Origin of the sequence: Hymenobacter baengnokdamensis (assembly GCF_008728635.1) — a bacterium.
Taxonomy (GTDB): Bacteria; Bacteroidota; Bacteroidia; order Cytophagales; family Hymenobacteraceae; genus Hymenobacter; species Hymenobacter baengnokdamensis.
In genome coordinates, this window is record NZ_CP044285.1 from 38,655 (window position 1) to 51,699 (window position 13,045).

The window sequence follows — 13,045 nt, forward strand, 5'->3', positions numbered from 1 at the left end:
TCCGGGGTTCTTGCGAGCCTGCGCTTGCGAGAACATGCGAGAACAAACGCGGGGCTGCCCTTGAAGTAACAAAGCGAAACCGCAAAGTTCGGGCGAACCTGGCTGCTTCCTCCTACGTTGGCGCGGGTAGTGCGCGCTAAAAGCCGCACCTTTGCGTTAGTAACTGCTCGACCAGGGGTTTCACTAAACCAGTCTTTTCCGTCTTTCGTGCGTCGCTTTCTTCATATTCTGCTTAAAATTCTGCTTGGGCTGGCCGTGGTGCTGGTGCTGGCGGTGGGCGGAATACTGCTGGCGCTGCGTGTGCCGAGCGTGCAAACGCGGGTAGCGCACCAGGTAGCCGAGGTACTAACCCGGAAGCTGGGGCAGGACGTAGAGATTGGCAGCGTCGATGTGCGGCCGTTTTCGCATGTGCTGCTGGAGGGCGTGCGGGTGCTGGACCGGCGCGGCGGCGAGCTCTTTGGCGTGGGCCAGGCCGATGCCGATATCAAGCTGTTTTCGGTGTTTGACCCGCGCCACCTGCACGTGGGTACGCTCACGCTTACCGAGCCGCGCTTTGTGCTGCGCGACGTGGCCGGCCGGCCCGACTCTACTACGCTCGACCAGTTCCTGGCCGCCATTAAGCGCCTGAGCGGGGCCCCCGACACGAGTACGACCTCCAAGCCCTTCGATTTTCAGCTGCACGAGGTAGCCATTCGCAACGGGCACTTTGCCATTGAGCGGCCCGACCGGCCGCGCGAGGCCTTCTACGGCCGGGCCATCGACTACGACCACCTGGTGGCCGACAGCATTTACGCCAACATCTCGCAGCTTAACTGGAAAACCGATACCCTGCGCGCCCGCATTGCCGGCCTGCGCACCGTGGAAACGCCCTCACATACCCGCCTGCGCGAGCTCACGGCTGACATTCAGTACAACAAGCACTTTTGGGAGTTCAACAACCTGACCCTGCGGGTGGGCCGTAGCGAGCTGCGCAAGTACGTGCGCTTTGAGTACAAGCGCTTCGGCAACTTCTCCGACTTCAACGACTCGATGCGCGTGGTGACGCAGCTGCGCGGGGCCAAACTTTACACGGATGATATTGCCAAGTTCGCGCCCGACCTGGCTGCGCTGAAAGACTCCGTTTTTATCTCGGGCGATGCCAAAGGCTACGTGCGCGACTTCCAGATAAAGAACCTGGATGTGCGCTATGGCCGCCGCACCCACATTGTGGCCAGCCGCGCCCACGCCGATAACCTGCCCCACTGGCGCGAAAGCCTCATCGACCTGCGCCTCCAGCCCTCGCAGATTGACGCGGCCGACCTGCGGCGCTTCTTGCCCGCCTCGGCCAATAAGCTGGTGCAGCGCCTGGGTTTGGTAAAGCTCGACGGGCAGTTTGTCGGCTTCTACAACGACTTTGTGGGCAAGGCCCGCTTCGATACGGCGCTGGGCGCGCTATCGACCGACGTTAACCTCAAGACCAAGAGTGACTTCGACCACGCGGTGTACGAGGGCACCGTCCACAGCACGGCCTTTAATGTGGGTAAGTTCATTGGCGACGAGTCGATTATCCGCGATGTATCGGTAGATGGCCGCGTGACGGGCACGGGCTTCGTGCCGCCCATTGCCAAGGGCCACGCCGTGGTAACGGTGCCGGCCATCTGGCTGGCGGGTTACCGCTACCACAACCTGAGCCTCGACGGCGACTTTGCGGGCCAGGGCTTTAAAGGCAAGGTGACGGCCAACGACCCGGCCGCCCGCCTCACTGCCACCGGCGATTTCAACCTCGACCCCCGGCACCAGCACATTGATGTGCTGGCCAACGTGGCCCACGCCAACCTGGGCGCGTTGGGGCTGCTGGCGGTGCCGCTCACCGTGAGCACCACAGCGCGGGTAAACCTGCGCGGCACGCAGCTCGACTCGCTGCTGGGCACGGCGCAGCTGCGCGGCTCACACTTTACGCTGCGCAACAAAAGCCTCGACCTCGATACGCTGGATGTGCGCAGCACCCGCAACAGCCGGGGCCAGCGCCAGGTAAAGCTGAACTCGGAGCTGGTGGACCTCACCGCCAATGGGGCCTTTGAGTTTGCGGCCGTGGTGCAGGACCTTACTACACTCTGGCACGAGTACCGCCTCAATTTTGAGAGCAATGCGGCGGCTACCGCGGCCTACTACCAACGCAAGCGCCAGCGCCGGCTGCCAACCTACGCTATTGAGCTTGACCTCGACCTCAAGCACATAAACCCGGTACTGAACCTGTTTGTACCGGAGCTGCAGATTGCCGACAACAGCAGCATCGATGGCTCGTTCCGGCAGGGTGAAACGTCGATTTTACAGCTGGGCGGCAAGTTCGACAGCATCTGGTACGGGCCGGTGCATACCATTGCCACGGAGTTCGACTTTACCACTTCCAAGCTGCCCTACCAGCCCGAGGTACTGGCCCAGACCAGCTTTACCTCCGGGCACCAGGTGCTGCCGACGCTGGGCCGCACGGAGAAGTTTGTGCTGGAAGGCGTGTGGGACCAGCAGCGCATCAGCTTTTCGACCTCGCTGGCCCAAAGCGGCACCACTAACCGCGCTGCTATTAACGGGACGCTGGAGTTTCTGCCCAGGGCCGTACAGGTGATATTCCGGCGCAGTGGCCTGCACCTGCTAGACCAGGACTACAGCATTGCGGCCGACAACTCTGTAAGAATCAGCGACTATGGCAAGGTGCTCGACATTCAGAACTTTGTGCTCAGCCACGGCAACGAGCGCCTGAGCGCTCAGGGTGTTATCTCGCCCGACCCACACCAGCCGCCCCTGAAGCTCGACATTGCCAATTTTGATTTATCGTCGCTGAGCTCGGTCATCAACCAGCACCTGGGCGGCCGGCTGAACATGCAAGCGGCCGTAAGCGGAATATATAACCAGCTCGATATTAACAGTACCCTGGCCGTCGATTCGCTCGTGTATGAGGGTACACCCATCGGGCAGGTGGCCGGGCGGGGCGACTGGGACAACCCCAGCAGCCAGCTGCGGCTGAACCTCGACGTAGCCCGCCAGCAGCAGCGCGTGCTGACGGTGACCGGCTACCTGGCCCCGGCCTCGCTGACCCAGCAATTTAACCTGACCGGTGAGCTGAACGATGCGCCGGTAGTACTCGCCCAGCCTTTTTTAGGCGGCCTGCTCACCAACCTGGGCGGCACCGGCCGCGGGCAGCTGCTGCTGGGCGGCATGTTTGGGGCACCTACCCTGGCCGGCGCCGTTGATGTGACCGATGGGCGCTTCACGTTTGGCTACCTGGGCACCACCTACCATTTTGCCGACCGCATCAGCTTCACAACCACTTCTATCGGGTTTAACAAAGTGCAGCTGCGCGACCAGCAGGGCAACGTGGGCACGGTGGATGGCATTATCCGCCACCAGGGCTTCCAGAATATGTCGCTGGAGATGAGCGCCAGCTTCCGCAAGTTTCAGGTGCTGCACACCACCCGGCGCGACAACGACCTGTACTTCGGCACGGCGTACGCTACCGGCACGGCCACCGTGCGCGGCCCGGTCGACGACCTCGTGGTAGACGTCCGGGCTACTTCCGAAGCCGGCACGCGCCTGGCGCTGCCCCTCGACAACGCCGCCAAAGCCGAGCAGGCCAGCTACATCAAGTTTGTGAGCCGCAACCTGCCCGACTCGGTGCGCCGCCGCCAGGCCCGGCAGGCGGCGCTCCTGGCCGAACAGAATAAAGTCGACCTCTCGGGTATTCAGCTGAATATGAACTTGACGGTGACGCCCGACGCCTACCTGGAGATTTTGCTCGATGAGAGCACCGGCGACGTAATTCGGGGGGCGGCCACCGGCCAGCTGCGCCTGAACATCGACACGCGCGGCGATTTTAATATGTACGGGCAGGTCGAGATTGTGCGCGGCGCCTACAACTTCACGCTGCAAGGTCTTGTTAATAAAGAGTTTGTGGTGCAGCCGGGCGGCGTCATTACCTGGAACGGCGACCCGCTCGATGGCCAGATGAACGTGACGGCCACCTACACCCAGCGCACTTCCCTGGCCCCGATTCTGCAAAGCACCGGGGCGGGCACGGGCGCCGCGGTGGTGCCCGTTACGGCCGTCATGAACCTGACCGGGCCGCTGCTGCTGCCGGTAATCAAGCTGGCGCTGGAGTTTGACGATGCGCCCAGCTCGCTGCAAAACGACCTGGCCTCGTTTATTGCCCTGCTGCGCAACGACGAGCAGGAGTTAAACCGTCAGGTATTTAGCCTGCTGGTTTTCAGGACTTTATCTCCGCAAAACAGCAACAGCTTCAGCGGTATTTCGCTCACGGGCCAGAACAACGCGGTGCAGAACAGCCTGGGCCAGATTATTTCCTCGCAGCTCGGCCTGCTCACATCGCAGATTGACCAGAACCTGGAAATTGACTTCAACATCAGCGGCCTCACCGCCGACCAGCTCCAGGCGCTGCAACTGCGCCTGAGCTACTCGTTTCTGGGCGGCCGCCTGCGCCTCACCCGCGAGGGGGGCATCAGCAATTCCAACAGCGCTAACATTAACCCCGCCACCGGCCTGCCCTATACCCAGACTTCGCTGATTGGCGATTTCAGCCTGGAGTATTTTCTGCGGCCCGACGGGAAGTTTCGGGCCAAGCTGCGCTACGAAACCACCCCGCGCGACAACCTCGTGACGACCGTAAACCAGCCCCGCGCCGGGGTTTCGCTGCTGAATACCAAGGAGTTTAATAACATCAGCGAGCTGTTTAGCCGCGAAGCGCCCAGCCGCCGTGAGCGCGCCACCCGCCGCGCCCGCGAAGTGCTGACGGTGGAGGAAGACAAGCGCACGAATCTGTAAGTTATCAGCAATCAACGGTTTGCCCTGATGAGTACAACGAAGCAGCGCGCCTCAAGGACAGCTGGTTATTTTCAATGACAGGCGATTAAAAGCCGGGCGTACCTTTGCGGCTCTATGGCCAAGCCCCGCAAAAAGAAACTCGGCTCCTACCCTACCCTGCTGGTGGTGTTTAGCATTACGCTGGCGCTTACCGTCATCGGGTTATTTGGCCTGCTGCTGCTGCACGCGCACAAGCTGGGCGAAGTAGTGCGCGAAAACCTGGAAGTGCAGGTGTACCTTGAGCGCAACCTGCCCGAAACCGAGCTGCTGCGCCTGCAGCAAGACCTGGAGCACCAGCCCTACGTGGCCGAGCTGGAAGGCCGCCCGCAGGTACGCTTCGTGAGCAAGGAAGAAGGCGCCCGCCAGCTGCTGGAAACCACCGGCGAGGATTTTCACAATTTCTTGGATGACAACCCGTTGCGGGATGCGTACGTGCTCAAAATCCGTCCCGAATACACCGACACCACCCACCTGCGCCTGCTGGGCCGCAGCCTGGGCCAGCAGCGCGGCGTGTTTGAGGTGCAATACCCCAAGAGCTTGTTTACCAGCATCAACCAAAACCTGGAGCGCGTGAGCCTGCTGCTGCTGGGCTTTGCGGCCGTGCTGGTGCTCGTGGTGGTTATTCTGATTAATAATACTATCAAGCTGGCCATGTTTTCGCAGCGCCTGCTCATTCGGTCCATGCAACTCGTGGGCGCCACGCGGTTCTTTATCCAGCAGCCATTCCTGCGGCGGGCTACCTGGCAGGGCCTGGCCAGCGGGGTGCTGGCCGTGCTGGTGCTGCTGAGTCTGCTGCAATACGCTTACCTTGAAATTGCCCAGCTGCGCCTGCTGCGCGACGACCACCTGATTGGGCTACTGCTGCTGGGGGTGCTGGCGCTGGGCACGGCCATCGGCTTTTTCAGCTCTTATTGGGCAGTAAATAAATATTTGAATGTTTCGCTAGACGAGCTTTACTAACTCCTCACCCGCTTATGCAACCTACCACTCCTGCCCCGCGCTTCGCTTTCGGCCCCCGCAACTACCGCCTGATGTGGGTAGGCCTGGCCGTGCTGGCCGTCGGCTTCATCACCATGATGCTCGACAAAGCCGACTACGGAGAGGGCTTCCTGGGCCTTACGCTGGGTCCGATTTTGCTGTTTATAGGCTTCATAATTGAGTTTGCGGCCATTATGGTGCGTAGCAATCCCGGCGAGCTGGCCCCAGTGGCCCCGGCTGCGCCGGTAGCGGCGGCTCCCCTCGCAGCCGACTTAAAGCCGGCTGTGGCCCCGACGCCAACGCCCACTCCTAGCAAGCCCGCCTACAAACGCCCCGGCTAATCTGCCAATAAACTACCTCTACCCAATGACTTACTGGCACGCGCTGCTGCTGGCTATCGTGGAAGGACTCACCGAGTTTTTACCCGTATCGAGTACCGGCCACATGATTATTGCCTCGCGGCTGCTGGGCATGGAGATGACTCCGTTTGCCAAGCTATTTCTGGTCGTTATTCAGCTCGGGGCTATCCTGTCGGTGCTGGTGGTGTACTGGAAGCGCTTTTTCCAGAGCATTGACTTTTACCTGAAGCTGCTGGTAGCTTTTCTACCGATTGTGGTAGTGGGCCTGCTGCTCAAAAAGCACATCGACGCCCTGCTCGAATCGGTGACGACGGTGGGCATTATGCTGCTGCTGGGCGGCGTCGTACTGCTATTCGTTGACAAATGGTTTCCGCAGGAAGACCCTCGGGAAGGGGGCCATCCCGTTACCAACCCCAGCTTTAAGGAAGCGCTGGTTATCGGCCTGTTTCAGTGCCTGGCCGTGGTGCCGGGCGTGAGCCGGTCGGCGGCCACCATTATCGGCGGCCTCACTCAGCGGCTGACGCGCCGGGCAGCGGCCGAGTTTGCCTTCTTTCTGGCCATGCCCACGATGGCCGCCGCGGCCGCGAAGGACATCTACGACTACTATAAAGAAGCTCACAGCCACGGCACCAGCCTGAGCCACCTGTTTTCGGGCGACGAAGTAAAGCTGCTGCTGCTGGGCAACGTAGTCGCGTTTGTGGTGGCCCTGCTGGCCATCCGGCTTTTCGTGGGCTTTGTGGCGAAATACGGCTTTCGCGCATTCGGCATCTACCGCATTATCGTGGGGGGCCTGCTGCTGTTGATGCTGGGCCTGGGTGTTAACCTGGAGCTGGTATGAGGGAGAAAAAGCAGCTGGCCGATTTCGACTTTGAGGCGGGCGAAGTGCTGCTGCTCGATAAGCCGCTGACCTGGAGCTCGTTTGACGTGGTGCGCAAGGTGAAGAACACCCTGCGCCCGCGCAAGATTGGCCATGCCGGCACCCTCGACCCCCTGGCCACCGGCCTGCTGATTCTCTGCACCGGCAAAAAAACCAAGGAAATAGACCTGATTCAGGCGCAGGAAAAAGAATACGAGGGCACCTTTCGCCTGGGTCAGACCACGCCCAGCTTCGACCTCGAAACGCCCGTGGATGCCGAGCGGCCCTACGAGCACCTGACGCCCCAAGCAATTGCGGCCGCCGTGGGTGCCTTTTTGGGTAAAATCGAGCAGACGCCCCCGCTTTTTTCGGCGGTGAAGGTAGACGGGCAACGGGCCTACGAGCTGGCCCGCAAGGGCGAGGAAGCCGTTATCAAGCCGAAAACCATCGAGATTAAAGCGTTTGAGCTCACGCGCATTGCCCTGCCGGAAATCGACTTTCGGGTGGTGTGCTCCAAGGGGACTTACATCCGCAGCCTGGCCCGCGACCTGGGCGCGGCCCTGGGCTGTGGCGCGCACCTCACGCGCCTGGTGCGCACCCGCATCGGCAGCTACCAGCTCGCCGATGCCTGGACGATAGCGGAGGTCCAGGCCCTGCGCCCGCCCCACCCCGAGGCCGCAGCTGCTGGCCGCGCCGAGCGCCCGCCCCGCGAGCGCAGGCCGGTGGCCCGGACCGGCCTCGACTACTACGCGGCCCAGCAGGCAGCAGCCACGGCCGCGCAGGTGCCGGATGCACCGCCCCCATCCGAATCTGCGTAATTGGCCTACGCTGCTCAACACTGCTTTCTATGGTTGTTATTACCGACCCAGCCTCCTTTCCTTATCTCCCCAATGCCGTGGTTACGAGCGGCACCTTTGATGGGGTACACCGGGGGCATCAGCGCATTCTGGGGCGGCTGCGGCAGGTAGCCGACGCGGTGGGCGGCGTGGCCGTAGTTATCACTTATTGGCCTCACCCGCGCCTGGTGCTGGGCCCGCCCCCTTCGCACCCCGAGCTGCTGGAGCTGCAGCTGCTTAATACGCTGGAAGAGCGCACGGCCCGGCTGGCCGAGTTCGGCGTCGATTACCTGCTGGTAATGCCCTTCACCCGCGAGTTTGCCGAGTGGACGTCGGAAGAATATATTCAGAAATTACTATTAAACACCGTTCATGCCCGCCACCTGGTTATCGGCTACGACCACCGCTTTGGCAAAAACCGGGAGGGCAGCTTCGAGTACCTGAGCCAGCACGCCGGCCGCTACGGCTTTACGGTAGAGGAGATTCCGCGCCAGGATGTGGACGCCGTGGGCGTGAGCAGCACCCGCACCCGGCGGGCACTGCGGGCCGGCGACGTGGCTACGGCCACGGCCTACCTCGGCTATCAGTACCCGCTTACGGGCCTGGTGGTGACGGGCCAGCAGCTGGGCCGCACCATCGGCTACCCTACTGCCAACCTCAGCGTGCCCGAGAAGCTGAAGCTGGTGCCGGCCCAGGGTATTTATGCGGTGTGGGCCACTACGGCGGCCGGCACCCGGCACCCGGCCATGCTCAGCATCGGCGTGCGGCCTACCATTGGCGAGGGGCTGGCGCAAACCATTGAGGTAAACCTGCTTGATTTTAGCGGCGACCTGTACGGGCAATACCTGACGCTCGAATTCGTTGCCTGGCTGCGGGGCGAGGAGAAATACGACGGGCTCGACGCCCTCAAAGCCCAGCTGGCGCTGGATGCCCAGGCCACCCGCGCCGCCCTGGCTTGCTAATTGCTGACTGCTGCTTATGATTAAATTGCGCATTGTATTGCTATGGGTTTTCGGGCTGGGAATGCTGGGTACGGCCCGGGCGCAGGGCCGCGTCAGCGGCGTAGTGCTCGACTCGGCTACCCAAAAGCCGCTTTCCTTTGCCAGCGTGTTTCTGGCCAATACTACGCTGGGCGCCACTACCACCGAGCAGGGGCAGTTTGAGTTTCCGCGGGTGCCGGCCGGCACCTACGACCTCGTCGGCTCGTACGTGGGCTACCGCCTGGGCAAGCAGAGCATCACCGTGGGCGCGGGCGCGGCCAAGCAGGAAGTGACCCTGCGGCTGGGCTCCAGCGGGGCCACGCTGGGCGAGGTAGTGGTGAGCGCCAACCCGCACCGGGAGGAAGACTACAAGAAGTTTACCGACTTTTTCCTGGGAGAAAGCACGTTTTCGCGGCAGTGCCACATCACCAACCCCAAAGACGTAGTGGTGTACACCAACGACTCGACCCACGAGCTGACGGCCTCGGCCCGCAACTTCGTGCAGGTGGAGAACCAGGCGTTGGGCTATCGGCTGAAATACTTCGGCATGTTCTTCACCTATAATACGGACGACGAGTCAATTACCTTCAATGGCCTGCCGGTATTTGAAGAAATGACACCCCGCGACGAGGCGCAGCGCCAGCAGTGGGATGCCAACCGCGTGACGGCCTACATCGGCTCGTTTCCGCATTTTTTACGCAGCGTTTACACCAATACCCTGCGCGCCAATAACTTCCTGACTCAGCAGGTGCGCCTCACGCCCAACCCGCGCTTTGTACGCCTCAGCCAGCTGCGAAAGCGGCCGGCCGGTTCGCTCACGGCAGCCGAGCAGGACTCGCTGGCCCGGCTCGGCAGCGTAGCCCCGGCCTTCGCCACGCTCTTTCCGGCTGCCCGGCCCATCGATAGCCTGCGCCGCGTATCGGACGATGGCCATGTTTTCCTGCGCTTTACCGGTGAGCTGCAGGTGGCTCACTTTGGCGAAGCTCCCGACCCGCAGTACGACGCTCCCATGGCCACGCTCGGCCCCGAGCCCCGCCGGCAGCCCTACCCGGCCCAGCGCGAGGTGTCGCGCCTGCGTCTGCAGGCGCGCGAGGCCGAGATTCGCCCCAACGGCTCGCTACGCGACCCGCTGGCTGTCTCGACCGGCGAATACTGGGGCTTTGAGAAAATCGGCGAGTTTTTACCGCTTGATTATCAGCCTCCCGCAACGGCTGATAAAGCAGGCCCAGGTAAATAGCATGTTGCTTTTTCGGATACTTCCTAAATATATTAATTTTATTATATTTATCCTAAACCTGGCTACTATCTTAGCTTAGCTCTATCAACTACTACTTGCCCTAGTACTTTCGCTCGCTGCTAACCGAGTAAAACACCCTGGCATGTACCGACTACTTGTTGCCCTGCTGCTTCCACTTTCCCGGCTGGCGACAGCGCAGGCGGTGCTCAGCGGCACCGTGCTCGACTCGCTAACGCACCAGCCCCTGCCATTCGCCAGCGTGTTTCTGGCTACCACCACGCTGGGCGCCACTACCAACGAGCAAGGCCACTTTGATTTTGCGCGCATTCCGCTGGGCAGCTACGACCTCGTGGCTTCTTACGTAGGCTATAGCCTGGGCAAGCAGCGGGTGGTAATAGCTGCCGGAGCCGCTCCTCAACAGCTCACGTTCAGCCTCTTGCCTTCGGCCAACCACCTCGGCGAGGTGGTAGTGCGGGCTTCCAACCCGCATCGCGCCGACGATTACCGCAAGTTTAAAGAGCTGTTTTTAGGAAGTACCTCGTTCTCGAAACAGTGCAGCATCGTCAATCACAAAGACCTGGACGTTTATTACGACGTCGTTAAACGAGAGCTTAATGCAACGGCCAGCAACTACATACAGGTTGATAACCAGGCGCTTGGCTATCACATCAAATATTATGGCCTGCGCTTCAGGTGCCAGTTTGCCCAGGATATTATCAGCTTTTATGGCCAGCCGGTGTTCGAAGAGATGACCCCGCGCAACGAGCGCCAGCAGCAAATTTGGGTAGCTAACCGCGCAACGGCTTATTACGGCTCGCTCACGCATTTTTTGAAAAGCGTCTACGACAACCAGGTGCAGGAGGCAGGCTTTCTGATGCAGCAGGTACGCCTCATACCCAATACCCACCTTGCCCATAATGATAGTATGCGCCTGGCCTTGCTGCATAAGTATAGATATACGCGGCTCTTCTTCACCCCTGCCGAAGAAGATTCGATAAGCAAATGGGTTAAAGCACCGAAAGCATTTGCGGTGCTTCATACCGCCGCCCGCCCCATTGATAGTGTACGCCGCGTATCGACCGATAAAGCGCACATCTTTTTACGCTTTACCCAAGAGCTGCAAGTAGCCTATTTTGGCGAAACGCCCGACCCACTCTACCGCATAGGGATGGCGACAATAGGGCCACCCGGCGCGCCCGCTCCGCGTAATCGAGAAGTATCGCGGCTTCGGCTGTTAGTACCTGAAGCTGAGATACAACCCAATGGGAAACTGCTGAATCCGATAGCCGTCTTTACCAGCGAGTACATGGGTTTCGAAAAAATGGGTGAATTTTTGCCCGTGAATTACGTGCCTCCCGCTTCGCCCTCCCACCCATGATAACCAAAACTGTGGCCGACGCCCAGGCTGCCCTCACAGGCCTGACCGACGGTATGACCCTGATGCTCGGCGGCTTCGGCCTCTGCGGCATTCCCGAAAACGCCATTCAGGAGCTGCTGCGCCTGGGCGTGAAAGACCTCACTTGCATCTCCAACAACGCGGGCGTCGATGATTTCGGCATTGGCCTGCTGCTGCAAAAGCGGCAGGTAAAGAAAATGATTTCAAGCTACGTGGGCGAAAATGCCGAGTTTGAGCGCCAGCTGCTGGCCGGCGAGCTCGAAGTGGAGCTCATTCCGCAGGGCACGCTGGCCGAGCGCTGCCGGGCCGGCGGGGCGGGCATCCCGGCCTTCTACACGCCGGCCGGCTACGGCACCGAAGTGGGCGAAGGCAAGGAAAGCCGCGAATTTAATGGCAAGATGTATCTGCTCGAAACGGGCCTCACCGCCGATTTTGCCCTCGTAAAGGCCTGGAAAGGCGACACGGCCGGCAACCTTATCTACAAGGGCACGGCCCGCAACTTTAACCCTATGATGGCCACGGCCGGCAAAATCACGGTGGCCGAGGTCGAAGAGCTGGTGCCGGCCGGCGAGCTGGACCCTAATCAGATTCATACGCCGGGTATTTTCGTGCAACGCATCTTTCAGGGCCAGCACTACGAGAAGCGCATCGAGCAGCGCACGGTACGCACGTCCTGAATTGAGGAGAACAGGCGGTCATGCTAAGCTTGTCGAAGCATCTCGCTTGCGCCACCTGCCTACACGCTCGCGATTCGGGCGAGATGCTTCGACAAGCTCAGCATGACCGCCTTTTCCCACCTAAATTTTATATGGCTCTCGACAAACACGGCATCGCCCGGCGCATTGCGCAAGAAGTACAAAACAACTCCTACGTGAACCTCGGCATCGGTATTCCGACGCTGGTGGCCAACTACATTCCGGCCGGCATCAGCGTAGAGCTGCAATCGGAGAACGGCCTGCTTGGCATGGGCCCGTTTCCTACCGAAAGGGAAGTTGACCCCGACCTCATCAATGCCGGCAAGCAAACCGTTACGACGCTGCCCGGCTCCAGCCTGTTCTCCTCGGCCGACTCGTTCGCCATGATTCGCGGTGAGCACGTGGACCTTACCATTCTGGGTGCAATGGAAGTATCGGAGCGCGGCGATATTGCCAACTGGAAGATTCCGGGCAAGATGGTGAAGGGCATGGGCGGCGCGATGGACCTCGTGGCATCGGCCAAAAATATCATCGTAGCCATGCAGCACGTAGCGCGCGACGGCTCATCCAAGCTGCTGCCTGCCTGCAGCTTGCCCATTACCGGCCTGCGCTGCGTGAAAAAAATCGTGACCGAGCTGGCGGTGCTCGATGTGACGCCCGATGGCTTTGTACTGCGCGAGCGGGCCCCCGGCGTGAGCGTGGCCCAGATTCGGGCGGCCACGGCCGGCCATCTGGTAGTGCCCATGCCCGATGAGGACGTGCCCGAAATGAGCGGCGTGTAGCCAGGGCGGCAGCGCCGGCTCCTACGCCATCTTCATACGACCAAGGCGGACGAGATGGTAGCTTTAAGCTGAAAA

10 protein-coding genes are annotated in these 13,045 nt (G+C 60.9%); all 10 read left to right on the forward strand.

From position 1 onward, the window contains the following. Nucleotides 1-207: 207 nt before the first annotated feature. The 10 genes from F6X24_RS00155 to F6X24_RS00200 all read left to right on the forward strand — a co-directional run bounded on the left by F6X24_RS00155 (nucleotide 208) and on the right by F6X24_RS00200 (nucleotide 12,970). Entirely contained in the window at nucleotides 208-4,812 is a 4,605-nt protein-coding gene (locus tag F6X24_RS00155; protein WP_151085705.1) for a translocation/assembly module TamB domain-containing protein, read from the forward strand. A 114-nt stretch (nucleotides 4,813-4,926) separates the two neighbouring features. Next, on the forward strand, nucleotides 4,927-5,811 hold the full coding sequence (locus F6X24_RS00160) for a cell division protein FtsX (protein ID WP_151085706.1): 885 nt from the start codon (nucleotides 4,927-4,929) through the stop codon (nucleotides 5,809-5,811). A gap of 14 nt (nucleotides 5,812-5,825) precedes the next feature. Beyond that, a complete protein-coding gene (locus F6X24_RS00165; protein WP_151085707.1) occupies nucleotides 5,826-6,170 on the forward strand; it encodes a DUF3098 domain-containing protein in 345 nt (114 codons plus the stop codon). Nucleotides 6,171-6,195: 25 nt separating this feature from the next. Then, nucleotides 6,196-7,026: an undecaprenyl-diphosphate phosphatase gene (locus tag F6X24_RS00170; RefSeq protein WP_151085708.1), complete on the forward strand. Its 831-nt coding sequence runs from the start codon at nucleotides 6,196-6,198 to the stop codon at nucleotides 7,024-7,026. Next, on the forward strand, nucleotides 7,023-7,862 hold the full coding sequence (gene truB / locus F6X24_RS00175) for a tRNA pseudouridine(55) synthase TruB (RefSeq protein WP_151085709.1): 840 nt from the start codon (nucleotides 7,023-7,025) through the stop codon (nucleotides 7,860-7,862). Before F6X24_RS00170 ends, truB begins: the two co-directional genes overlap by 4 nt. A gap of 29 nt (nucleotides 7,863-7,891) precedes the next feature. Next, nucleotides 7,892-8,842 carry a bifunctional riboflavin kinase/FAD synthetase gene (locus F6X24_RS00180; protein WP_151085710.1) on the forward strand — a complete coding sequence of 317 codons (951 nt, stop codon included), beginning with the start codon at nucleotides 7,892-7,894 and terminating at the stop codon, nucleotides 8,840-8,842. Nucleotides 8,843-8,858: 16 nt separating this feature from the next. Beyond that, nucleotides 8,859-10,097 (forward strand): carboxypeptidase-like regulatory domain-containing protein, encoded by a 1,239-nt coding sequence (locus F6X24_RS00185; protein ID WP_151085711.1) that lies wholly within the window; start codon nucleotides 8,859-8,861, stop codon nucleotides 10,095-10,097. A 142-nt stretch (nucleotides 10,098-10,239) separates the two neighbouring features. Further along, on the forward strand, nucleotides 10,240-11,475 hold the full coding sequence (locus tag F6X24_RS00190; RefSeq protein WP_151085712.1) for a carboxypeptidase-like regulatory domain-containing protein: 1,236 nt from the start codon (nucleotides 10,240-10,242) through the stop codon (nucleotides 11,473-11,475). Then, on the forward strand, nucleotides 11,472-12,170 hold the full coding sequence (locus tag F6X24_RS00195; RefSeq protein WP_151085713.1) for a CoA transferase subunit A: 699 nt from the start codon (nucleotides 11,472-11,474) through the stop codon (nucleotides 12,168-12,170). The genes F6X24_RS00190 and F6X24_RS00195 overlap by 4 nt, the downstream gene beginning before the upstream one ends. 131 nt (nucleotides 12,171-12,301) lie before the next feature. Then, nucleotides 12,302-12,970 (forward strand): 3-oxoacid CoA-transferase subunit B, encoded by a 669-nt coding sequence (locus F6X24_RS00200; RefSeq protein ID WP_151085714.1) that lies wholly within the window; start codon nucleotides 12,302-12,304, stop codon nucleotides 12,968-12,970. Nucleotides 12,971-13,045: the final 75 nt, after the last annotated feature.

Excerpts from the sequence above, each read along its gene's own strand:
- F6X24_RS00200 (WP_151085714.1), top strand. The coding sequence starts at position 12,302 with ATGGCTCTCGACAAACACGGCATCGCCCGGCGCATTGCGCAAGAAGTA.
- truB (WP_151085709.1), top strand. The coding sequence starts at position 7,023 with ATGAGGGAGAAAAAGCAGCTGGCCGATTTCGACTTTGAGGCGGGCGAA.
- F6X24_RS00170 (WP_151085708.1), top strand. The coding sequence starts at position 6,196 with ATGACTTACTGGCACGCGCTGCTGCTGGCTATCGTGGAAGGACTCACC.
- F6X24_RS00160 (WP_151085706.1), top strand. The coding sequence starts at position 4,927 with ATGGCCAAGCCCCGCAAAAAGAAACTCGGCTCCTACCCTACCCTGCTG.
- F6X24_RS00190 (WP_151085712.1), top strand. The coding sequence starts at position 10,240 with ATGTACCGACTACTTGTTGCCCTGCTGCTTCCACTTTCCCGGCTGGCG.
- F6X24_RS00195 (WP_151085713.1), top strand. The coding sequence starts at position 11,472 with ATGATAACCAAAACTGTGGCCGACGCCCAGGCTGCCCTCACAGGCCTG.
- F6X24_RS00185 (WP_151085711.1), top strand. The coding sequence starts at position 8,859 with ATGATTAAATTGCGCATTGTATTGCTATGGGTTTTCGGGCTGGGAATG.
- F6X24_RS00165 (WP_151085707.1), top strand. The coding sequence starts at position 5,826 with ATGCAACCTACCACTCCTGCCCCGCGCTTCGCTTTCGGCCCCCGCAAC.
- F6X24_RS00180 (WP_151085710.1), top strand. The coding sequence starts at position 7,892 with ATGGTTGTTATTACCGACCCAGCCTCCTTTCCTTATCTCCCCAATGCC.